General features: G+C 69.0%; 16 protein-coding genes and 1 pseudogene. 6 read left to right on the forward strand and 11 right to left on the reverse strand.

Going from position 1 to position 21,802, the window contains the following annotated elements; all coding sequences use genetic code 11:
• Positions 1-5: 5 nt before the first annotated feature.
• A complete protein-coding gene (wrbA, locus tag ACJH71_RS15885) occupies positions 6-608 on the forward strand; it encodes an NAD(P)H:quinone oxidoreductase (protein WP_406758953.1) in 603 nt (200 codons plus the stop codon).
• Between the two features lie 9 nt (positions 609-617).
• Here wrbA and ACJH71_RS15890 read toward each other — a convergent pair whose 3' ends face one another.
• Complete coding sequence (locus ACJH71_RS15890) at positions 618-2,000, reverse strand: NADP-dependent succinic semialdehyde dehydrogenase (RefSeq protein WP_406758954.1); 1,383 nt, start codon at positions 1,998-2,000, stop codon at positions 618-620.
• A gap of 112 nt (positions 2,001-2,112) precedes the next feature.
• Between ACJH71_RS15890 and ACJH71_RS15895 the strand changes: the two genes are divergently transcribed.
• Positions 2,113-3,039 (forward strand): hypothetical protein, encoded by a 927-nt coding sequence (locus tag ACJH71_RS15895; protein WP_406758955.1) that lies wholly within the window; start codon positions 2,113-2,115, stop codon positions 3,037-3,039.
• A 181-nt stretch (positions 3,040-3,220) separates the two neighbouring features.
• Here the strand turns inward: ACJH71_RS15895 and ACJH71_RS15900 are convergent, their stop codons facing one another.
• Positions 3,221-7,471, reverse strand: coding sequence for an alpha-(1->3)-arabinofuranosyltransferase family protein (locus ACJH71_RS15900; RefSeq protein ID WP_406758956.1), 4,251 nt, complete (start codon positions 7,469-7,471; stop codon positions 3,221-3,223).
• Between the two features lie 49 nt (positions 7,472-7,520).
• On the reverse strand, positions 7,521-7,694 hold the full coding sequence (locus ACJH71_RS15905; protein ID WP_013827163.1) for a DUF2613 domain-containing protein: 174 nt from the start codon (positions 7,692-7,694) through the stop codon (positions 7,521-7,523).
• Positions 7,695-7,825: 131 nt separating this feature from the next.
• Here ACJH71_RS15905 and ACJH71_RS15910 point away from each other — a divergent pair, with 131 nt between their 5' ends.
• Together ACJH71_RS15910 and ACJH71_RS15915 are read left to right on the forward strand one after the other, a co-directional pair.
• On the forward strand, positions 7,826-9,016 hold the full coding sequence (locus ACJH71_RS15910; RefSeq protein ID WP_406758957.1) for a glycoside hydrolase family 3 N-terminal domain-containing protein: 1,191 nt from the start codon (positions 7,826-7,828) through the stop codon (positions 9,014-9,016).
• A 79-nt stretch (positions 9,017-9,095) separates the two neighbouring features.
• Positions 9,096-9,722: a TetR/AcrR family transcriptional regulator gene (locus tag ACJH71_RS15915; protein ID WP_406758958.1), complete on the forward strand. Its 627-nt coding sequence runs from the start codon at positions 9,096-9,098 to the stop codon at positions 9,720-9,722.
• 12 nt (positions 9,723-9,734) lie between these two features.
• Here ACJH71_RS15915 and ACJH71_RS15920 read toward each other — a convergent pair whose 3' ends face one another.
• Complete coding sequence (locus tag ACJH71_RS15920) at positions 9,735-11,228, reverse strand: PE-PPE domain-containing protein (protein WP_406758959.1); 1,494 nt, start codon at positions 11,226-11,228, stop codon at positions 9,735-9,737.
• Between the two features lie 137 nt (positions 11,229-11,365).
• On the opposite strand from ACJH71_RS15920, the gene ACJH71_RS15925 reads away from it, so the two are divergent.
• A complete protein-coding gene (locus ACJH71_RS15925) occupies positions 11,366-11,968 on the forward strand; it encodes a TetR/AcrR family transcriptional regulator (RefSeq protein ID WP_406758960.1) in 603 nt (200 codons plus the stop codon).
• Positions 11,969-12,630: 662 nt separating this feature from the next.
• On the opposite strand, the pseudogene ACJH71_RS15930 reads toward ACJH71_RS15925, so the two are convergent.
• The 4 genes and pseudogenes from ACJH71_RS15930 to ACJH71_RS15945 form a co-directional block, all read right to left on the reverse strand.
• A pseudogene (locus tag ACJH71_RS15930) lies at positions 12,631-12,924 on the reverse strand (PE family protein); the annotation flags it as partial.
• A 9-nt stretch (positions 12,925-12,933) separates the two neighbouring features.
• Positions 12,934-14,025 carry a PPE family protein gene (locus tag ACJH71_RS15935; protein WP_406758961.1) on the reverse strand — a complete coding sequence of 364 codons (1,092 nt, stop codon included), beginning with the start codon at positions 14,023-14,025 and terminating at the stop codon, positions 12,934-12,936.
• Positions 14,026-14,142: 117 nt separating this feature from the next.
• Entirely contained in the window at positions 14,143-14,985 is an 843-nt protein-coding gene (locus tag ACJH71_RS15940) for a MaoC/PaaZ C-terminal domain-containing protein (RefSeq protein ID WP_406758962.1), read from the reverse strand.
• 5 nt (positions 14,986-14,990) lie between these two features.
• Positions 14,991-16,355 (reverse strand): 3-oxoacyl-ACP reductase, encoded by a 1,365-nt coding sequence (locus ACJH71_RS15945; RefSeq protein ID WP_406758963.1) that lies wholly within the window; start codon positions 16,353-16,355, stop codon positions 14,991-14,993.
• 141 nt (positions 16,356-16,496) lie between these two features.
• On the opposite strand from ACJH71_RS15945, the gene ACJH71_RS15950 reads away from it, so the two are divergent.
• On the forward strand, positions 16,497-17,843 hold the full coding sequence (locus ACJH71_RS15950) for an acetyl-CoA C-acetyltransferase (RefSeq protein ID WP_406758964.1): 1,347 nt from the start codon (positions 16,497-16,499) through the stop codon (positions 17,841-17,843).
• Positions 17,844-17,982: 139 nt separating this feature from the next.
• Here ACJH71_RS15950 and ACJH71_RS15955 read toward each other — a convergent pair whose 3' ends face one another.
• From ACJH71_RS15955 to ACJH71_RS15965, 3 genes are all read right to left on the reverse strand, one after another.
• Positions 17,983-18,711, reverse strand: coding sequence for a DJ-1/PfpI family protein (locus tag ACJH71_RS15955; RefSeq protein WP_406758965.1), 729 nt, complete (start codon positions 18,709-18,711; stop codon positions 17,983-17,985).
• 12 nt (positions 18,712-18,723) lie between these two features.
• On the reverse strand, positions 18,724-19,692 hold the full coding sequence (locus tag ACJH71_RS15960) for a GlxA family transcriptional regulator (protein WP_406758966.1): 969 nt from the start codon (positions 19,690-19,692) through the stop codon (positions 18,724-18,726).
• Positions 19,693-19,840: 148 nt separating this feature from the next.
• Complete coding sequence (locus ACJH71_RS15965; RefSeq protein ID WP_406758967.1) at positions 19,841-21,676, reverse strand: acyl-CoA dehydrogenase; 1,836 nt, start codon at positions 21,674-21,676, stop codon at positions 19,841-19,843.
• Positions 21,677-21,802 lie beyond the last annotated feature (126 nt).

The following is a 21,802-nucleotide window of genomic DNA, read 5'->3' on the forward strand; positions in this document are numbered from 1 at the left end:
TGGCAATGACGAAGTTGGCGGTTATCTACTACTCGGCCACCGGGCACGGCACCAAGATGGCCGAGCGGGTGGCCCGGGCGGGCGAGGCGGCTGGCGCCGAGGTCCGCGTGCGGCACATCGAGGAGACACGCGACCCGGAGACCTTTGCCCACAACCCGGCGTGGTCCGCCAACTACGCGGCGACCAAGGATCTGCCCGCGGCCACCGGGGACGACATCGTCTGGGCGGACGCCGTCATCTTCGGCTCGCCCACCCGCTTCGGTTCCCCCTCCGCGCAGTTCCGTAACTTTCTGGACGGGCTGGGTGGGCTGTGGGCCAAGGGCGAACTCGCCGACAAGGTCTATGCCGGCTTCACCTCGAGTCAGACCGCCCACGGCGGGCAGGAAGCCACGCTGCTGAACCTCTACGTGTCCCTGATGCATTTCGGCGGCATCCTGGTCCCGCCGGGCTACACCGACCCGATCAAGTTCGCCGACGGCAACCCGTACGGCGTCGGGCACATCACCGGACCGAACAACCAGAACGAGCTGGACGAGCCCACCCTGGCCGCCCTCGACCACCTGGCCACGCGGGTGGTGGGCGTCGCCGGCAAGATCGCGGCGGGCTGACGGCCGGCGTCAGGCCACCCAGACCGTCTTGAGGTTGCAGAACTCCCGGATGCCATGGCCCGAGAGTTCCCGGCCGTACCCGGATCGCTTGATCCCGCCGAACGGCAGCTCCGGGTAGGACACCGTCATCCCGTTGATAAAGACCTGGCCGGCCTCGATCTCGTCGGCAAACCGGCTGATCTCCGCCTCGTCGCGGGTCCAGGCATTGGATCCCAGCCCGAACGGGCTGGCGTTGGCGATCTCGATGGCCTCGTCGATGTCGGCGGCGCGGTACACCGATGCCACCGGGCCGAACACCTCTTCGGTGAAGATCGCCATGTCACGGCTGATGTCGGTGATCACGGTGGGCGGATAGAACCAGCCCGGGCGGTTGAGTCGCTTGCCGCCGCAACGGATTACCGCGCCGGCGGCGGCAGCGGCATCGACCTGCTGCGCGACCTCGTCACGGCCCGATTCGGTGGCCAGCGGTCCGACATCGGTATCCGGGTCGGTCGGGTCGCCGACCCGCAGTGCCGACATCTGACTGACGAACTGGGCGACGAAGTCGTCGTAGATGTCGGTGTGGACGATGAATCGCTTTGCCGCGATGCATGATTGGCCGTTGTTCTGCACCCGCGCGGTGACCGCGGTACGCACCGCGGACTCCAGGTCGGCCGAGGGCATGACAACGAACGGGTCACTGCCGCCCAATTCCAGCACGGTGTGTTTGACCTCGTCGCCGGCGATAGCGGCGACCGACCTCCCGGCGGGTTCGCTGCCGGTCAGGGTGGCCGCCACCACCCGCGGGTCGCGCAGCACCCGCTCGACAGCGCCCGAGGAGATCAGCAGGGTCTGGAAGCAGCCCTCGGGGAAACCGGCACGGGCCAGCAGGTCGGCGAGGTACAGCGCGGTCTGCGGCACGTTCGAGGCGTGTTTGAGCAGGCCCACATTGCCGGCCATCAGGGCCGGGGCGGCAAATCGCACCGCCTGCCACAGCGGAAAGTTCCACGGCATCACCGCCAGCACCACCCCGAGCGGCTGATAGCGTGCGAACGCCTTGGACGCGTTGACCTTCGACGCGTCGGCGACCTCGTCGGCCAGCAACTCCGCGCTGTGGTCGGCGTAGTAGCGGAACCCCTTGACGCACTTGAGTGCTTCGGCCTTGGCCGAAGTCAAGGTCTTGCCCATCTCCAGGGTCATCATCGCGGCGACCTCGTCGGCTTCGCCCTCCAGCAGATCAGCGGCGGCGTGCATCCATCTGGCGCGTTGAGCGAAATCGGTGCGACGGTATTCGACGAAGCGATTCGCCGCGCGGGTGATCGCGGCATCGACTTCCGCGTCGCTGGCGGCGGTGAACGTCTTGACCGTTTCGCCGGTCGCCGGGTTGGTCGTGGCTATCGGTGTTGCGGGCACGCGGGCCTCCTTTGGAGCGCTGCGGTGTGAGAGTGCATGTCCAGCCTGCCACCATCGAACCGCGTAGGCTCGCCACGAGCCAGCGTCAGTACATCGATACGGGAGTTGCCCGATGCGTTTCAACCCACCGCCCACCTGGCCGCCTGCGCCGCCCGGCTGGGCACCGGACGCCAATTGGGCGCCTGATCCGACGTGGCCGCCGCTGCCTCCGGGCTGGCCGCTGTGGGTGGAGGACGACGCTGCCGGTGTGGCCCCCGGGGGCTACCCGCCCTATGGTGCGCCGTGGCCCGTGCCGGCGCCTGAGCCCAGGTCACGCAAGGTGTTGTGGCTGTCGCTGGCGGCGGCTGCAGTGGTGGTTGTGGTGGTCGCCGGTCTGGTTCTGAGCCTGGGCGGCCGACTCACGGCGGAGGACAAGCCGTCTGGCAAGCCGGACATCAAGGACCTCACGTCGGAGATGCTCGTGGAGCGGTCCTCCTTCCCGGACCCGTCCGGCGGGAAGTGGATCAGCGGGGTGAACAGCGCCGGCGACGCGCCCTCGGATATGCCGAATCTGACGGTCGACCCGCCCGAATGCGCCGACTTCTACTCCAGCCCCTCCTCGGCCACCCAGACGGCGACGGCGACGCTGGCGAAGCTGCAGCCCGGCGGCCTGCACACGATGCGGGTGCGACTGGCCCTGACGCCGGATCACCCGAACCTCAAGCGGTACGTGGAGAAGTGCCAGACGTTCAAGCAGACCTTCGAGCAGGGTGGGCGTTCGGTGACCACCGACATCCAGATGAATCCGCTGGACGCCGATGGGGTGCCACCGTGGGCGGTCGCGACCGTCATCACGAGCGCGAGCAAGGCCGCCATCCGGTTGCCGATCTCGATCACCGCCTCCACCATCTCCGGTTACTACCGCGGGGTGCTCGTGGTTGCGACCAGCAACGACATCGGTTTGCGTATGGAGAGCGACGGATCCGAGGACTCCTCGCACGCCGATGATCTGGTGAAGCTGTTCAACACGCAGATCGAGAAGCTCGAAGCCGCGCAGTAGTCCCGGGCGCCGCAGGGGACTCACCGGCCTCGTGATGGAACCACGTAGTGCTGTTCGGATCGGCTAGCGCATGCGCTATCGCCTGCCGGTTGTTTCGTCGGTGATAGCGCCGTCGATATCCGATTCGAACAACACACAATGGCGGGCCGACGGTACGCGCGGTGCGGATGTGGCGCGCGGTTTAGGGGCGCTGGTCTGCTTCGCCCGACTCCGTCGGCCTCGCAACCACCGCTGTGGCCGCGAGGACCGCCACCGAGACCAGGGCCGCCAATTGCACTCCCGCGGAATGGCCGGCATAGCCGTCCACCGACCGCCAGGGATGCCGGCACAGCATCGCACCCGCCGTGATCAGTCCGCCGGCGCTCAACCCGAGCCGGGCCACATCAAAGGCGCGCTGCCGATGCCGCAACGCGATCAGCAGCACCATCGCGGCCCCGAACACCGCCGCGCCGGTGATCCCGGCGATCAAGAATCCGACCGTCAGCGCACCGGTCGCCGCCACGCGGCGGCTCGGCCCCCAGGGCTGCACCGGCGGCCCGGGATCGCGGGTCCGCCGCGCCGGCCACCAGGCCAGCAACGCCAGCAGCGGTAGCAGAGCCAGTCCGCCGGCCATCCCGAGTCGGTACATCCGATTGGGCCCGAATGTCAGGGTGATCGCGCCGTCGGTGCCCCCGGGCAGCACAAAGCCCTGCTGCCATCCATTGACCGCCACCGGAGCCAAGCGGGCGCCGTCCGACGTGCGGGCCACCCACCCGCCGTTGATGCTCTCCGGAACGACCAGCACTCGAGCGGTCGCCGCGGCAGGCACCGTCACCTCACGCCGGTCCGAGCCCCACGTGCCGAGGACCGCGGGTGTCGTCGCGGACGCTCCGGTGGCTGCTGACGGTCCGGACAGCGTCGCGCCATCGACGACGAAAGCCGGACCCGGGCTGATCATCAATTCCTGCGCGCCGGGCGGCAACGCGATCGGACGCTGGTCGCACGCCTGCGCCGCCACCGGCTTGTCGTCGAGCAGCGCGCCGACCGTGGTGCTGATCGAGGTGTGCACGAACCGGCCGGCGATCGCGATGATCGGGCCGTGGTCGCAGTCGACGTGGACCGGACGCGAGCGGTTGCGGGCGGGATCGGCGGGAGCAACCGGGCGTCCGTCGGCGCCGAGCACACTGACCTCGGCCAGCCCCGGCGGCTTGAGCTGGTCGAAGCCGATCGCGGTGCGGTCGATCACGTCCTCCCAACCCAGCAGGCTGATCGTGACGGTGTCGGTGACCCGCGGCAGCAAGCGCACCCGCTCATCGTCGGATTCCGCCAGGTCCCGGACTTGGGGACCGGAGCCCAGGTCGATGGCCACCAGCGTGGGATGCGCCGGCAGCGGGGACTGACTGGGAGTGAACCGCACTCCGGTCACCTTGACCGGTCGCGGCAGGGTGATGGTCAGGGTCGGCGGTGATCGGTGCGCGACCACTCGCTGCGACGCGGTCCATGCCGTGCCCGGGTCACCGTCGGCGGCGGCATACGCCGACCCGAGCACGTCGAGCACGTCGGCGTCACCGCGGGCCCGCAGGGCGCCCGGCTCGGCGATCAGGTCGACCAGGTTCGGGCCCTGACGCGGCCGCACCCAAACGGTCGGGGTCACCGACATGGGCCGCGGCACGTTCAGGGTGCGGCTGAAGCTGGCGGGCTCCTCGGGCTCCAACATCATCGACGCCGCGCAGCGCACCGCGCCGTCGGCCGTTGCGCAACCGGTCCGGCCCGGCAAGCCCGCCCCCAAGTCCCACTGCGCCACCTGGGCGCCCGCCGGCGGCGCGGGCACCAGCGCCGTGTGGCGCAGGTCGACCGGATGCGCGAAGCCCGAGGCGTCGTACTGGGTGATCGCCAAATCGGTGATGCCGAACTGGACGCCCGGGGAGCCGTCGTCGGTGCCCGATGCGGTGATCCGCACCCAAGGTGTTTCGCCGTAGGGCAGCGCTGCGATCAGGGGCTCGCCGGCGCGGTCGAACCGCAGCGTGGTGGTGCCGTTGACCGTGGAGATCTGGATCCGGCGCACCTGCGCGCCGACGGCCGTGGCGCTGGGCGTCAAGGTGATGGTGCCGTTGGTCAGCGGGTGATCGAAGTCCACCTGCAGCCATTGCCCGACCGCCGACTGCAGGGCGTTGGACACCCAGGCGGTGCCCGAGTCGCTGTCGATGGCGGCCGCCGGTGAGGTCGACGGCGCGACGTCGGGCAGCGTGGTGGCGTCCGAAGACGAGCTGGAGGCGGTGAGCCGGCCTCCGAGCCAGCCGCCGAACACCGTGCTGGCGCCGGGCGTCGGATAGTCCGGCACCCGGCTCAGCGTGTGCCGGGCGTCGCCGGCCGCCCGGATCGTCGACGAGTGGTCATCGACCCGGCCGTAGTCGGTCTCGCGGGCCAGGGGTGTGTCGGTGACGGTGACTACCGGTGTGCCCAAGTCCGCGCGCCGCGCGTCAGCGGTCATCAGCACCGGACCCAACACCGGCTCACCGCGCAACCGTCGGTGTTCGTCGAGCCGCAGCAACACCTCGGGGCCCCCGTCGACCCGCGGCATCGCGTCAAGGTCAGCCAGGTACGGCGCGCCCGGGTTTGCGACGGCCCCCGGGTCACCGACCCGGTAGATCTCGATCGCCGGATAGGCCGGCCGCAGACCGCTGTCGGAGACGAATCCCGGGACCGTGCCCGACCCGACCGGATCGCCGAACTGGGCCACCCGCTGCAACCCCGGGGAGCCGTCGACAGCGCGATGCACCAGCAATGGCCGGGCCGACCGCGACGTGTCGGGGTCCAGATCGTTGCGCACCACCAGATAGGAGATGCCTTGTCTGATCAGGGTGTCGGCCAGCCCGGCCGACGGGCGGCCGGCGGCGAACAGGCGCTGCACCGAGTCGAGTGCCCGGATGGTCTGCGGCGGGGTCAGCGGGATCGAGTCGCGCACTCCCCACGGTCCGACGTCGAGGACCTGTAGGGGTTCGTCGTGGCTGGTTCCCCAGGTCTGGGTGGCGAACGGCGCACCCGGCGCCACCAGCACCCGGCCCGGCGTGGGGCCGCCACCGTTGTGTTCGGCGAGCCAGGTGGCGGCGTCGCGCCAGTACTGCGGCAGCGCGCTGAATGTCCCCGACGGCGCGAGCCGGCCGGTCCAGGCCAGAGACGTGGAGACCATCAGCGCCGTCAGGACCACCAGCCCGACCGCGGCCGACTTGTGGTGCTCGGGGTGGACGAACGCGCGCCGCCACACCAGCGCCGGCGCGCTGCCCGGCAGCGGGATGCGGCCCAGCAGATGGGTGAGCCCCAGGACCAGCGGGATCCGAATCACCGACTCGAGCTTGTGCAGATTGCGCAGCGGCGCTCCGGCTCCGTCCAGGAAGGCCTGCACCGAGTGGGCCAGCGGCGAGCCCAGCCCACCGGCATAGCCGATGGCCAGCAGCGTCACCCCGATCAGCAGCATGGTGACCAGCCGTCCGGCGCCGGGCGTCCGCCGAGCCAGCAGGCCGGTCAGTCCGGCCAGACCTGCGGCCGCGACCAGGCAGGTGCCCAGGATCAACACCGGGCGAGTGACCAGTGGCGCCCCGGCGGTGGCATTCGGCGCGACGAACGGGGTCCAGCTGTGGGTGCCGCGCAGCATCTCGGTCAGCGACGTCCAGCGGGTGGTGACGCCGGCCGATTCGATGAAGTCCAGGAACGGCGGGCTGACCCGGCCGAGCAGCAGCAGGGCCACCACCCACCAGGTCACCGCCAGTGCCAGCGCCAGCAGCCACCAGCCGGTGAACCGCCACCAGCGCCGGTTCGGGCGATGACACAGCCACCAGATCATCGCCGGCAGGCACCCCGCCAGCGTCGCGACCGCGTTCACGGCGCCCATCAAGGCCACCGCGACCCCAGCCTGGCCGGCCAGCACCCGAGCGGGCCGTTCCGGGGCGTCCTGGTTCGGATCACGCGGCGCGCCGAGCGCCCGGATGACCGGCAGCAGCACCCAGGGGGCCAGCATCATCGGCAGCGTCTCCGACGAGATCGACCCCAGGGTGGTGAGCACTCGCGGCGACAGGGCGAACGCGGCGGCGCCGATCACCCGCGCCGTGGGCGTCCCGATCCGCAACGTCTCGGCGACTCGCAGCAGGCCCCAGAACCCCACCGTGAGCAGCACCGCCCACCAGAGCCGCTGAACGATCCAGCCGGGGAGCCCCAGCAGGTCACCGGCCAGGAAGAAGGTGCCGTGCGGGAACAGGTAACCGTACGCCTGGTTCTGCACCTGACCGAACGGCAGTTCGCTGCTCCACAGATTGGCGGCACGAGCCAGGAAGCGCAGCGGAGCGATGGTCAGATCGAGCTTGGTGTCCGGAGAGATCCGGCCGGGAGCCTGCAGCAGGCTGAAAGTCAGAGAGACGGCGCCTACCAGCCACAACCAGCGCCGGGACAACGGTGTCACAGCCTGCGGCCTTTCCGGCGGACGCTCGGGCGTTGCCGGCGTCCGCAGGTCAGCCGCGGTTGCCGTATTCCACCCTGTTCAGCACCGAGGACTGCGGGTCGCCTCCGGCGATCTGCGGCTTGGTGTCTTGTTGCACCATCAGCGTGACCCCGAAGACGGCCGCCGCACCCAGCAACACCCCCACGACGATGCTTATTGCGGCCGGCACCACGAACCGAGGCATGGTCAGGCTCCTTCTGCACTCTCGTGACGTAGATCAGGGGCCGTCAATATCAGCCCCCGCTGGCCCCTGACCGCCAACGTAGCATGTGGGCCTTGCGCGCCCGGCTGTTCCGGCCGTGACAGCATGGTGCGATGCCTGGATCACTGACTCGACAACTGCCCGGTCTGCTACTCGCCGCCGCGCTGCTGCCAGCCCTCGTGACCTCGTGCTCCCACCGTGACGACGCGCCCTTGTCCGAGGCGTCCTCATCGACGCCGTCGGACACCGCGACGGCTGCGCCGCCGGTGGATCCGGTGTGTGAGCAGGTGTCGGCCCTGTCGGTCCGCGACAAGCTGGCACAGCTGGTGATGGTGGGGGTCCGCGATGCGGCCGACGCCCGCGCAGTGGTCACCGACCACCACGTCGGCGGCATCTTCATCGGCAGCTGGACCGAGCTGTCTATGCTCACCGACGGCTCATTGAAGGAGATCAAGGAAAGCCAGGCCCCCACCGGTCCGCTGCCGCTGGCGGTCAGCGTGGACGAGGAGGGCGGCCGGGTGTCTCGGCTGTCGTCGCTGATCGGGAAGTCACCGTCGGCGAAGGAGCTGGCGCAGACCAGCAGCGCCGCGCAGGTACGTGAGCTGGCCGCCGAACGGGGCCGCAAGATGGCGGAGCTGGGCATCACCGTCGACTTCGCGCCCGTCGTGGACGTGGTGGACTCCGACACCGACGACGACACCGTGATCGGTGACCGTTCGTTCGGCTCGGACCCCGCCAAGGTCACCGAGTACGCCGGCGCTTACGCGCAGGGTCTGCGGGACGCCGGGCTGCTGCCCGTGCTCAAGCACTTCCCCGGCCACGGTCACGGGTCCGGTGACTCCCACACCGCTGGCGCGGTCGTCACGCCGCCCCTGGCGCAGCTGCAGGACAACGACCTGGTGCCCTACCGCACGCTGGTCACCCAGGCACCGGTGGCAGTGATGATGGGCCACCTGGAGGTACCCGGACTCACCGAAGACCCCGCCAGCCTGAGCCCGGCGGCGGTCAATCTGCTGCGCACCGGCACCGACTACCGCGGGCCGGCATTCGACGGTCCGGTGTTCAGCGACGACCTGTCGTCGATGGCGGCAATCACCGAGCACTACGGGGTCGCCGAAGCGGTGCTGCGCAGCCTGCAGGCAGGAGTCGACATTGCACTGTGGGTCACCACCGACGAGGTGCCGGCGGTGCTGGACAGGCTGGAGCAGGCGGTGTCGGCCGGTGAGCTGAAGCAGGAGGCCGTCGAGGCCTCGCTGGCTCGGGTGGCTGCGGTCAAGAAGCCCGGTACGCACTGCCACGGGTAATTCCGGCGGCGCGGGCAAGCACACAAGTTACTCTTCGGTAAGATCGTGCCGAGGGGGAGCGCGGAAGGACCTCGAGGCGATGGCAGCTGGTAGCAAACGGTTACCGCGGGCCGTGCGCGAACAGCAGATGCTCGACGCCGCGGTGCAGATGTTCTCGATCAACGGTTACCACGAGACGTCGATGGATTCGATCGCCGCGGCCGCGCAGATCTCCAAGCCGATGCTCTATCTGTACTACGGCTCCAAGGAAGAATTGTTCGGGGCATGCCTGGACCGCGAACTGCGCCGCTTCGTCGAGACGGTGCGCACCGGAATCGACTTTCAGCAGCCCCCGAAAGACATGTTGCGCAATACCATTCGGGCATTCTTGCGCTACATCGACGCCAACCGGGCGTCGTGGATCGTGATGTACACCCAGGCCACCAGTTCGCAGGCGTTCGCCCATACCGTGCGCGAAGGCCGCGAGCGAATCATCGAGTTGGTCGGCCGACTGCTGCGGGCCGGCACGCGTAAACCCGAACCGGGCGTCGACTTCGACTTGATGGCGGTCGCGCTGGTGGGCGCCGGCGAGGCGATCGCCAGCCGGGTCAGCACCGGTGACACCGGCGTCGACGAAGCCGGCGAGCTGATGATCGACCTGTTCTGGCGCGGCCTCAAAGAAGCCCCCGGCGGCCGCGACGGCGCCGACACCGTCGCGGCCGGGTAGCCCGGCGCGGCCTCAGGCCGTGAAGAGGCTCTGGAGGTCGGCGGTGATGTCCCGGATCGCGCCGTTGAGTGCGAGGAATTCGAAACCGGCGCCCAGCGTGCCCAACCCGATGATGCCGGCGATCGGCAGACCGACGGCGTTGAGGATGTCTCCTTCGGCGAGTTCCTGGGCGAACACGTCGAACGCGTACGCCGGTGCGGTGGTGAGTAGCGCGTTGAGGATGTCGGCGGTCGGAAGCAGCGCGGCGTACGCCGTCGAGGCGATACTGCTGAATGTGTTGACGATTTCGGTCAGGCTGGGCAGCGCGAACGAGGTGAGGTCGCCCGCCGAGCCGCCGAGGAAATCGGCTGCACTGGGGAAGGTCAGATTCGACAGATCGTCGACGAAGTTGGTCCAGCCCTCCTGCGCCCCGTTGGCCAGAGCCGTCAGAACCTCACCCCAGTCGAGGTCTGTCGGGAACAACTCGAACGTGGAGGCGACATCGGCCGGGCCGGAGGACCAGCCATCGGTGATGCTGCCGTAGCCAAGGTTCACCAGGACGCGCATGGCCGGTTCCAGTAGGTCGTAGAGCGGCATGCCGAGGACCGGGATCGACTGCAGCGGCATCAACAGCGGGAGGATCTCGCTGGGAATCATGAAGTACTGGGTGTTTCCGTCGTAGCCCTCGCTCATCGGCAGTTCGATGGCCGTCCCCAGCTGCTCGGCGGTCAGGTTCGGGTAGATCGTGTGCTCGTAGATGATGCCCAGGACAGCGTTGAGGTCGGCGAGGAAATTGATCGGGTATTTCGGGAAGTCGGCGTAGCCGTCGTATTCCAGGGTGTAGACGCTGGTAGCCCACGGGGCGTCCTCCGGGATTGCACCGTTGAACGTGATGCCCAGGCTCGGGATGGTCGGGTAGCTGCCGTCGTCTAAGACGTTGAAACGTTCGAACAAGCCGCCGTTGGGATTGTTAGGGGCACCGAGCAGCACGAAGGACAGCTGGTCGGCGGTCGGCTGTTGGTCGGCGGGCAGCGCCAACAGGTCGCGCATCACGACGGTGGAAATGGTGCTGCTCTGCGAGTAGCCCAGTATGACGAGCTTGTTCCCTTCCGCGATCTGTTTGTTGATCGTGTCGTGCAGGATGGTCACGCCCTGGGCGAGCGACGGATCCAGTTCCAGGCTCTTGACGCCACTGTTGGGGTAGAGGCCTTCCGGTGTGACCAGGCCGTTCACCGCATCCACCGGGTAGCGGGGCTGGCCGTCGAAGAACGGCGTGGTGGGGTCGATGTAGCGGGCAAAGAGCGCGTCCATGTAGCTCTGCGGCGGGATCGGCAGGCCGCTGCCGCCCATGATCCACGCCTCGGTGTCCAACAGCTTCACTTGGGCCGCAACCGCTTTGGCCCCGGCCGTGACTGCGGGGTTCAGGGCGGGAATCGCACCCATGGCGACGGCGGAGGTGATGGCCAGCGGTACGGCGAGCGCATGGAGCGGCCGGCTGGTGTTGTCGAGACGAAACGCGAAGGTCATCGGAGTGTCCTTACAATTGCCTCATGGCAAGGTCTTCAGGCCTGAACAGCGGAAATGACGACCGAGCCCTAGTTGACTGTTCATCTGATCAGTCAGATTAGCTGTGACAGAGATGTCAACGCAATAGGGGAATCCCAATGAAAATTGGTACGCGGGCCGAGCAGCGTGCCGCGACGCGTCAGGCACTGGTGGGCGCCGCGGTCGAACTGCTGCGGGCCGAAGGGGTCGTCGCGGTGACCACGCGCCGGGTCGCCGGCGCCGCGAACGTCTCGCAAAGCACGGTGATGTATCACTTCCCGACCCGCGATGATCTGGTGACAGCGGCGGTCGCCCAGCTCGCTTTCGAGTTGGCGAATCAGGCCCGCATCCACTTCGAGGAGACGGCCGCGGCCGCCACTCTTGACCTGGAGGGCTACCTCGACCTGATCTGGCGCGAATTCACTACCCCGCACGCGCTTTCGGTGGCTCACCTGTGGGCTGCGTGTTGGACGGATTCACAGGTCGCCGAGACGGTGAAGTCGTTGGAGCAGCACATCTATGGCCTGGCGGTGGCGTCCGCCGAAGCGTTACCCGGTGCTGCCCCGGGCTTCTCCGCGCCGGCCTATATGGACACGGTGATGGTGGTGGTCCGCGGCCTGGTGATGTCGATCCCGGTCTGGGGTATCGAGGTGGTCAGTACTCGCTGGGAGGCCAGCAAGGCGAACTTATTGAGGGCGGCCGGCCTTCCGGTTGCTGACTGACGGCCCGATCAGACGTCGCCGGCGGACAGATGCACGGCGTGGACGCCCGGTGCTGTCGACAGCTCGTCCAACAGATTTTCCAGGTGCGCCTTGTCGGTGTGCCAGTGCTGCACCGATTCCGGCCTTTCGGCGGCCGCGCCCAGGGCCTGCCGGAGCGGGTCGGGCGCCTCGCGGTCGGTGATGACGGCGGTGGCCGGGACCGTCGCTGAGCGGGGGACGCGACCGGCCCCGGCGGCGCCGGCCATGCCTCCCGCGGCGGCCTGCCCGACCAGGGATCCGGCTCCTGGCTCGACCGACGGCGCCGCGCTGGCGGCCGCCGTTACCGTTGCAGGTCCGGCGCCTGGTGCGGCGATTGCCCAGCCCGCCGACGCCGCTCGCACGGCGGTCAGCCGCGCGGGCGCGCCGGCGGCGGTCGGGTCGGTGCGGACCGGCCCCGAACCGGTGGCAGTCGATACCGGCGTCTGCGCCGACATCAATTCCGCCGCCGGACTCGATACCGCCGCCGCGCCAGCCGTCTTCAACACGCCGTCCAAATGCTGGGCGCCGGAGGACAGGCCGGAGATGACGCTGACCACGGCGCTGGCCTGGCCCGGTCCGGTGACGAAACCACCGATGGACTGCATCGCGCCGGCTACCGCCGTGAGGGTTGACGGGTCGAGCGCAGCCCCCGCGGCATTGGCGGCCTCGGCCGTGGCGTACGAGACGGCGCTGCCTCGCAGCGTTTCGATGAACAGTTGCTGCAACGCGGCGGCCCGAGCGCTGATCGCCTGATACTGCTGGGCGTGCGCGGCGAAGCGCGCTGCGGTCATCGCCGAGACCTCATCGGCGGCCGGGGGCGGCGCCCCCAGGGTCGGGGCCGCCGCGACCGAGTTCTCCTCGCGCATCGCCGTGTCGAGGCCGGCCCACTGGGTGGCGGCCGTCGTCAGCAGGTCGGGTTGGGTGATCACAAAGGACATGTCCGCTCCTCAGGCCTTTCGTTCGTTGGGCCAGTCGGAGGCCTGGATGACGAAGATCGTGGAACCGGCCGCCGCCCCGGCCCGGCTGCCGCCGTGGGAAGCGACGACGCGGCTGGTGAAGCCGTTGGCGGCTAATGCACCGCCCGCCGCGCCGGCCAGGGCCATATCACCCGCCAGAACTCCGCGACCGGCGATCGGCGTCACTGCAGCGGGTTTCGCCACCGCCGCGGCGGGGCTCACCGCCGGGGCGGCGGCGATCCAGCTCGGCGGAACCGCCAGCCGCCCAACGGTTCCGGCGCGGCCGACGGAAGCCGCAGTCGATACGGTCACCGGCCGAATCTCCGATCGGACCGCGCCGTCAAACAACTCCGCGCCGGATGCGGGTGACGGCAGGGCCGCCACTTTCTGGGCCAACTCGGCGACGTTGGCCGAGACGGAGGGCAGGCCGTACATCTCGGTGCTGAAGAGGTAGCCGCCGAGGGCGGGGTTCAGCAACGACAGTGGCGAGAACGGTCCGGTGAGGCCGCCCAGGATGGACAGGCCCGGCATCGGGTCCGCCGCGGTGGAGGCCGGGCCGGCGGTGGTCTGCGGTGGGTCGCTGAACGGCGCCAGTTGCGAGGCGCTCGCCGCGGATGCGGCGTAACTGAGCATTGCGGCGGCGTCCTGCGCCCACATCTGTAGGTACTCGGCCTCCAACGCCGCGATGGCAGCGCTGTTCTGGCCCAGGAAGTTGGTGGCGATCAGCGAAGCCTGCAGGCTGCGGTTGGTTGCGATCGCCGGTGGGGGCACCGTCGCGGCGAACGCGGTCTCGTACGCGACGGCGGCGGCTCGTTGCTGCGCGGCGGTCTGTTCGGCTTCGGTCGCGCTGAGGTGGATCCAGGCGAGGGTTCGTTGGGCGGCCGCCATCATCTTCGCCGACGACGGGCCGCTCCAGCCCGCGGCCAATGCTGCGACCACCGCGGCGCCCGAGGTCGCGGTGGCCGACATCTGCGAGGCAAGTCCGTCCCAGGCGGCCGCGGCCGCCAGCATTGGTCCGGCCCCCGGTCCGGCGTACATCCGAGCGGAGTTGACCTCCGGCGGCAGCAGCGCGAAGTCCGTCATCTCCAACAGCCTCCCCAGCTAGTTGACTCAGCAACTAACTCCAAGGATAGTGCCGATAGTTGCTTTGTCAACTAGTTGGGGGGCCGGGAATTGCCGGGTGCGTGCCCGGCGAATCGCTTACAGCGCCCGTACCGACCCGGTCAAGTAGGGATAGCCCTTGGCGACGTTGCGCAGTGCCAGGTCCCAGCCGCCATCGACCTTGTCGATGTAGAGGCCGGGGCTGGCCGGCAGCAACATCGGCTTGCCGAACCGCACCGTGTAGTCCACCGCGTCCGGAAGCGCGCCTTCGATGTTGGCCAGAACCGTTGCCGCGGAGAACATCCCGTGCGCGATCGCGGTGGGGAAGCCGAACAGCTTGGCGCCGATCGAGCTGGTGTGGATCGGGTTGTGATCGCCGCCGGCCGACGCGTAGCGCCGAATCTGTCCCGGGGTGACCCGCAGCACGGCACTGGGCGGGCCCAGTTTGGGTTGCTTGGCCGGCGGCGGCTTCGGCTCGTCGGACAGGCTGGTGCGCTGCTGATGAAGGAATGTCGTCACCTGATGCCAGGCAGGGTCGTTGCCCACATTGATGTCGGTGACGATGTCGACCAGCAGGCCCTTGCGGTGCTCCCGCAGGTTCTCGGCCCGCACCGTCACTGCGACGGTGTCGGTGACGGCGATCGGGCGGTGGCGGACGATTCGGTTCTCGGTGTGCACCGAGCCCATCGCGGCGAACGGGAAGTCGAACCCGGTCGCCAGCTCCATCACCGTCGGGAACGTCAGCGCGAAGGGATAGGTCAGCGGGACCTGATCGGCGAAGCGCAGCCCGGTGACGGCGGCGTATGCGGCGACGTGGCCGGGGTCGATGGTCAGCTCGTCGACCCGCAGCGTCCGGTTCGGCAGGGATTGGGTGCGCGGAACGAAGGGCAGCGCCCCGGCGACCGCGCGCAGCATGTTCCTCATGCCACTGGGTTGGGACATGGGTCTCACGCCCCCAACATGGCTTGGCCGCAGACCCGGATGGTGTTGCCGGTCACCGCATTCGAGGCCGGGCTGGCGAAGTAGCCGATCAACTCGGCGACATCGACGGGCTGACCACCCTGGAACAGCGAGTTGAGCCGCCGGCCGACCTCGCGGGTGGCCAGCGGGATCGCCGCCGTCATCTCGGTTTCGATGAACCCCGGGGCGACGGCATTGATCGTGATGCCCTTCTTGGCCAGCGTCGGAGCCAGCGCTTCGGTCAGGCCGATCATGCCGGCCTTGGTGGCCGCGTAGTTGGTCTGGCCGCGGTTGCCCGCGATCCCGGCCATCGACGACAGGCCGATCACCCGGCCCCCCTCACCGATGCTGCCTCCTGCGACCAATCCTTCGGTAAGACGCTGCGGCGCAAGCAGGTTGACCGCCAGAACCGCGTTCCATCGAGCGTCGTCCATGTTGGCCAGCAACTTGTCGCGGGTGATGCCGGCGTTGTTGACCAGCACGTCGGCCTTGCCTCCATGGTGCTCGGCCAGGTGCGCGGCGATCTGGTCCACCGCGTCGTCGGCGGTGACGTCCAGTGCCAGCGCTGTCCCGCCCACGCGGGAGGCCGTCTTCTCCAGTGCCTCGGCGGCCTGCGGCACGTCGATCGCCACCACCTTGGCGCCGTCACGGGCGAACACCTCGGCGATGGTGGCGCCGATGCCGCGCGCCGCGCCGGTGATGATCGCGACCTTGCCCTCCAGCGGCCGGTCCCAGTCGGCGGGCGCGGTCGCGTCGTCGGCGCCCACGTAGAACACCTGGCCGTCGACGTAGGCCGAGCGGGCCGAGAGGATGAATCGCAACGTCGATTCCAGGCCGGTGGCCCCGGGCTTGGCGTCCGGCGACAGGTACACCAGCTGCACGGTGGCGCCGCGCTGCAGTTCCTTGCCCAGGGAGCGGGTGAAGCCCTCCAGGGCGCGCTGGGCGATCTGCTCGTCGGCGCTGCCGGTTGCGGAGGGGGTGGTACCGACGACCACCAGGCGGCCACAGCGGCCCACGTTGCGCAGCAGCGGGGTGAAGAACTCATGCAGCTCGGTCAGCCCGGCGGGCGAGGTGATGCCGGTGGCGTCGAAGACCAGTCCGCCGAACGAGTCGGCCCAACGGCCGCCCAGGTTGTCGCCGACCAGCTCGTAGTCGTCGGCCAGTGCGGCCCGCAGCGGCTCGGCCACCCGGCCCGAACCGCCGATCAGCAGCGGGCCGGCCAGTGCCGGCTCGCCGACCCGGTAGCGGCGCAGGGTCTCGGCCTGCGGAACGCCCAGCTGCTTGGACAGGAACGATCCGGGTGCGGAGTTGAGGAGCTGGGACAACAGGTCCGAGGAGAGCTTGGGAGCCACTGAGCTGCCTTCCATGTGGGGACGTGCCTGGTGCGGGCTACGGTGTCGACAACGAACTTACTCCAGAGTAAGAATACTGGGTAGTATCAGCCCGACCGTCCCCGGCAATGCGGGGGGACCCACCATCAGAGACGAGAGATCGTGGCATCTACATCTGCTACTAAACCGGCCGAGGCAACCGCCGGCACACGACGCCGTGTCGCCGTCCTCGGGGGCAATCGCATTCCGTTCGCGCGCTCCGACGGCGCCTACGCGAACGCGTCCAACCAGGACATGTTCACCGCCGCCCTGGGCGGCCTCGTCGACCGATTCGGCCTGGCCGGCGAGAAGCTGGACGCGGTGATCGGCGGGGCGGTGCTCAAGCACAGCCGCGACTTCAACCTGATCCGCGAATCGGTGCTGGGATCGGCGCTGTCGCCCTACACGCAGGCATTCGACCTGCAGCAGGCCTGCGGCACCGGGCTGCAGGCGGCGATCTGCGCTGCCGACGGGATCGCCGCCGGCCGCTACGAGGTGGCTGCCGCGGGCGGGGTGGACACCACCTCGGATGCGCCCCTGGCCGTCGGCAACGAACTGCGCCGCACCCTGCTCGCGCTGCGCCGGTCGAAGTCGAACCTGCAGCGCCTCAAGCTGGCCGGCAAGCTGCCCGCCGCACTGGGGGTGGAAATCCCGGCCAACAAGGAGGCCCGCACCGGCCTGTCGATGGGCGAGCACCAGGCCATCACCACCAAGCAGATGGGGATCAAGCGGGTCGACCAGGACGAACTGGCCGCAGCCAGCCACCGCAACATGGCCGCCGCCTACGACCGCGGCTTCTTCGACGACCTTGTCACGCCGTTTCAGGGGCTCTACCGCGACGACAACCTGCGGCCCCAGTCCAGCCCGGAGAAGCTGGCCACGCTCAAGCCGGTGTTCGGCGCGAAGGCCGGTGACGCCACCATGACCGCGGGCAACTCCACCCCGCTGACCGACGGCGCGTCGGTGGCGCTGCTGGCCAGTGAGGAGTGGGCCGCCGCGCACAAGCTGACTCCGCTGGCGTACTTCGTCGACGCCGAGACGGCCGCGGTGGACTACGTCAACGGCGCCGACGGGCTGCTGATGGCCCCGACCTATGCGGTGCCGCGACTGCTGGCCCGCAACGGGCTGACCCTGCAGGACTTCGACTTCTACGAGATCCACGAGGCGTTCGCCTCGACGGTCCTGTGCCATCTGGCGGCGTGGGAGTCCGAGGAGTACTGCAAGGAGCGGCTGGGGCTGGACTCCGCGTTGGGCGCCATCGACCGGTCCAAGCTCAACGTCAACGGCTCGTCGCTGGCCTCGGGGCACCCCTTCGCGGCCACCGGCGGCCGGATCGTGGCGCAGGCGGCCAAGCAGATCGCCGAGGCCAAAGCGGCCAAAAAGGGTGCTGCGAAGAACAAGCCGGTGCGTGCGCTGATCTCGATCTGCGCCGCCGGAGGCCAGGGCGTGGCCGCCATCCTCGAGGGGTAGCCGAGGGCAGCGGCCTAGGAGTCGACGTTTGACAGTCGCCGTCGCCGGGTAGTCGAGACAACGGTTCGCTTCGCGTGGCCGCTCGCCCCCGGTGGCACCGCGAAGCAACCTGCCCGGTCCGCCGCTGAACTGAGGGGATTCAGCGGCGGACCGTTTGGGTCCGCCGGTTGCGAACCGCGCCGATCGCCTGATCCCACAGCAGCAGCGCGCTGGCCTTCAGCTGGGCCGGCTTCGCCAGCTCCCGGGCCATCAGCGCGGTGGCCGCCGCCTTGGTCTGCACCGATGCCTTCGAGGTGTGGCCGGAGTCGAATGGCGGCTGCGGGTCGTACTCCATCGACAACTGAATCGCCTTGGCGCGGCCCTCCCCGCCGATCTGGCCGGCCAGCCACAAACCCAGGTCGATACCGGCTGACACCCCCGCACAGGTGACGATGTCGCCCTCATGCACGATGCGCTCGTCGCCGACGGCGGTGGCGCCGAACGTTTTCAGCGCGGGCAGCGCCATCCAGTGTGAGGTGGCGCGCTTACCGGTGAGCAGTCCGGCGGCGCCCAGGATGACCGAGCCCGAGCACACCGACGTCGTCCATGTCGCCGTCTGGTGGGCGGCGCGGACCCAGTCCAGCAGCTTCTCGTCGCGGGCGTGCTCCATGGTCGTCATCCCGCCGGGGATCAGCATCACGTCGGGGGAAGGCGTCTCGTCGAACGAGTGGGTTGCGCCGACCACCAGTACACCGGAGTCGGCGGTGATCGGCCCCGGCTCGTGCCACACGAAGCGCACCTGGGCATCCGGAAGCCAGCGCAACACCTCGTAGGGGCCGATGAAGTCCAGCGAGGTGAAGCCGGGGTAGAGCACGACTGCGATCTGCATGGGTATGTCCTTTCAGGCGAAGGTCTTGCGGTAGTGATCGGGTGAGATGCCGAGTCGGCGGATGAAGGTGCGCCGCAGGGTTTCCGCGGTGCCGAATCCGCAGCGCCCGGCGATCGCGACGACGGTGTCGTCGGTCTCCTCGAGTTGGCGGCGTGCGGCCTCGGTGCGCACGCGCTCCACGTAGGCACCCGGTGCCATGCCCACCTCGTCGGTGAAGACCCGGGTGAAGTGCCGGGGACTCATCGAGGCCCGGGACGCCAGCTCGGTAATCCGATGTGGGCCTCCGGGTTCGGATTCGATCAGCTCCTGCACGTCACGGATGGGTGCGCGCCTGGATCGTGGCAGCCAAGCGGGGACCGCGAATTGGGACTGGCCGCCGGGGCGCCGCAGATACAGCACCAGCCAGCGGGCCGCGGTCTGCGCTACCTCGGTTCCGTAGTCTTCTTCCACCAACGCCAGGGCCAGGTCGATACCCGCGGTGACTCCGGCCGCGGTCCACAGCGCCGCCGAACTGCGCACGAAGATGGGCTCCGGGTCGACGGTGACGTTCGGGAAGTCGCGGGCCAGCGCGTCGGCAAATGCCCAATGCGTGGTGGCCCGACACCCGTCGAGCAGGCCCGCCTGTGCGGCCAGAAACGCGCCGGTGCACACGCTGACCACCCGTCGGGTGTGCGCCGAGGCCCGGCGAACCCATTCGACGGTTTCGGGGTCGGCCTGCGCCGCGTGGACGCCGACGCCACCGGGCAGCACCAGGGTGTCGACGGGTTCGCTCGGCTCGGGCAGGGGACTGGGCGTGAGCGCCAGCCCGCTGCTGGTGGCGATCGATGCGCCGTCGACGCTCGCCACCCTCACCTGGTAGCCGGCGTCCCCGCGGCCCTGACCGAGCAGGACGAGCGTTGCGGTGGCGAACACCTCCGCCGGCCCGAAGACATCCAGCGCCTGGATGCCGGGATAGCCGAGAATGACGACCTTCCGAGTCATGCCATCAGTGTCGACTGCCCGGTCCCGTGGCGTCTACGACATATATCCCACTAATCAGGACAAGCCCGCGTCGTCCGGACCAAGCCCCGACAATGCAGCAGGCCCCCAAGGGGTCTCCCCGGGGGCCTGCGCGGTCTGTGCTCAGCGCTTAGAACGCTGCTTCGTCGAGCTCCATGATCTCGTTGTCGATGGCCTCGATCACCGAGCGAGTGCTGGTCAGCAACGGCAGGAAGTTCTTGGTGAAGAACGACGCAACCGCGATCTTGCCCTCGTAGAAGGACCGGTCGGCACCCTCGGCGCCGGCGTCGAGCTTCGCCACCGCCACCGCGGCCTGGCGGGCCAGCAGCCAGCCGATCATCAGGTCGCCGACGCTCATCAGGAAGCGCACCGAACCCAAGCCGACCTTGTAGATGCTGGAGATGTCCTCCTGCGCGGCCATCAGGTAGCCGGTCAGCGTGGCCGCCATGCCCTGCACGTCGGCCAGCGCGGTGGCCAGCAGCTCCCGCTCGGCCTTGAGCCGCCCGTTGCCGGTCTCGTTCTTGATGAACGCCTCGATCTCGCCCGCGACGTGGCCCAGCGCGGCGCCCTTGTCGCGGATGATCTTGCGGAAGAAGAAGTCCTGCGCCTGAATTGCCGTGGTGCCCTCGTAGAGCGAGTCGATCTTGGCGTCACGGATGTACTGCTCGATCGGGTAGTCCTGCAGGAAGCCCGAGCCACCCAGGGTCTGCAGGCTCTCGGTGAGCTTGGCGTAGGCCTGCTCGGAGCCGACGCCCTTGACGATCGGCAGCATCAGGTCGTTGATCTTGACCGCCAGGTCGGCGTCGACGCCGTGCAGTGCTTTGGCGACCGCTTCGTCCTGGAAGGTGGCGGTGAACATGTACAGCGCGCGCAGACCCTCGGCGTAGGCCTTCTGGGTCATCAGCGACCGGCGGACGTCCGGGTGGTGGGTGATGGTCACCCGCGGCGCGGCCTTGTCGGTCATCTGGGTCAGGTCAGCGCCCTGCACCCGCTCCTTGGCGTACTCGAGCGCATTGAGGTAGCCGGTGGACAGCGTCGCGATGGCCTTGGTACCCACCATCATCCGGGCCTGCTCGATGACGTCGAACATCTGCGCGATGCCGTTGTGCACCTCGCCGACCAGCCAGCCCTTGGCCGGTACGCCGTGCTGGCCGAAGGTCAGCTCACAGGTGGCCGAGACCTTCAGACCCATCTTGTGCTCGACGTTGGTCACGAAGGCGCCGTTGCGCTCGCCGAGCTCGCCGGTTTCGAAGTCGAAGAGGAACTTCGGCACGAAGAACAGCGACAGACCCTTGGTGCCGGGCTTGGCGCCCTCGGGGCGGGCCAGCACCAGGTGGAAGATGTTCTCAAACAGGTCGTCGGAGTCAGCCGAGGTGATGAACCGCTTGACACCGTCGATGTGCCACGAGCCGTCCTCCTGCTGGACGGCCTTGGTGCGGCCGGCGCCCACGTCCGAGCCGGCGTCCGGCTCGGTCAGCACCATGGTCGAACCCCAGCCGCGCTCGGCGGCGAGGATGGCCCACTTCTTCTGCTCTTCGGTGGCGATGTTGTAGAAGATGTTGGCGAAGCCGGCGCCGCCGCCGTACATCCACACCGCCGGGTTGGCGCCCAGGATGTGCTCCTGCAGGGCCCACATCAGGACCTTGGGCATCGGGATGCCGCCGAGCTCCTCGATGACCCCGACCCGGTCCCAGCCGCCTTCCAGGTGAGCGCGCACCGACTTCTTGAAGGACTCGGGCAGCGTCACCGAGTGGGTGGCCGGGTCGAACACCGGCGGGTTGCGGTCGCCGTCGACGAAGGACTCGGCGATCGGACCCTCGGCCAGGCGGACCATCTCGCCGAGCATCTCTTGAGCGGTGTCGACGTCCAGGTCGGCGTAGTCGCCTTCGCCGAAGACCTGGTCCAAGCCCAGCACCTCGAACAGGTTGAACACCTGGTCACGGACATTGCTCTTGTAGTGGCTCACTACTTCCTCCTCATGGAATGCCACCTGTGGTTGGGTACTCAGGCTTAAGTTACCCACCAGTAACGTAACCTGAAATATACTCGCCAGTAGCCATAGTGCAAGCTGATGTGAGCTACGTCCTTTAAT

The sequence above is a fragment of the Mycobacterium sp. SMC-15 genome, assembly GCF_045310925.1.
Lineage (GTDB): Bacteria > Actinomycetota > Actinomycetes > Mycobacteriales > Mycobacteriaceae > Mycobacterium.

What these genes read in the sequence shown, in the direction of transcription:
- ACJH71_RS15910 (WP_406758957.1), top strand. Translation starts at nt 7,826, where the DNA reads ATGCCTGGATCACTGACTCGACAACTGCCCGGTCTGCTACTCGCCGCC.
- ACJH71_RS15940 (WP_406758962.1), bottom strand. Translation starts at nt 14,985, where the DNA reads ATGTCCCAACCCAGTGGCATGAGGAACATGCTGCGCGCGGTCGCCGGG.
- wrbA (WP_406758953.1), top strand. Translation starts at nt 6, where the DNA reads ATGACGAAGTTGGCGGTTATCTACTACTCGGCCACCGGGCACGGCACC.
- ACJH71_RS15905 (WP_013827163.1), bottom strand. Translation starts at nt 7,694, where the DNA reads ATGCCTCGGTTCGTGGTGCCGGCCGCAATAAGCATCGTCGTGGGGGTG.
- ACJH71_RS15960 (WP_406758966.1), bottom strand. Translation starts at nt 19,692, where the DNA reads ATGACTCGGAAGGTCGTCATTCTCGGCTATCCCGGCATCCAGGCGCTG.
- ACJH71_RS15925 (WP_406758960.1), top strand. Translation starts at nt 11,366, where the DNA reads ATGAAAATTGGTACGCGGGCCGAGCAGCGTGCCGCGACGCGTCAGGCA.
- ACJH71_RS15895 (WP_406758955.1), top strand. Translation starts at nt 2,113, where the DNA reads ATGCGTTTCAACCCACCGCCCACCTGGCCGCCTGCGCCGCCCGGCTGG.
- ACJH71_RS15915 (WP_406758958.1), top strand. Translation starts at nt 9,096, where the DNA reads ATGGCAGCTGGTAGCAAACGGTTACCGCGGGCCGTGCGCGAACAGCAG.
- ACJH71_RS15920 (WP_406758959.1), bottom strand. Translation starts at nt 11,228, where the DNA reads ATGACCTTCGCGTTTCGTCTCGACAACACCAGCCGGCCGCTCCATGCG.
- ACJH71_RS15955 (WP_406758965.1), bottom strand. Translation starts at nt 18,711, where the DNA reads ATGCAGATCGCAGTCGTGCTCTACCCCGGCTTCACCTCGCTGGACTTC.
- ACJH71_RS15935 (WP_406758961.1), bottom strand. Translation starts at nt 14,025, where the DNA reads ATGACGGACTTCGCGCTGCTGCCGCCGGAGGTCAACTCCGCTCGGATG.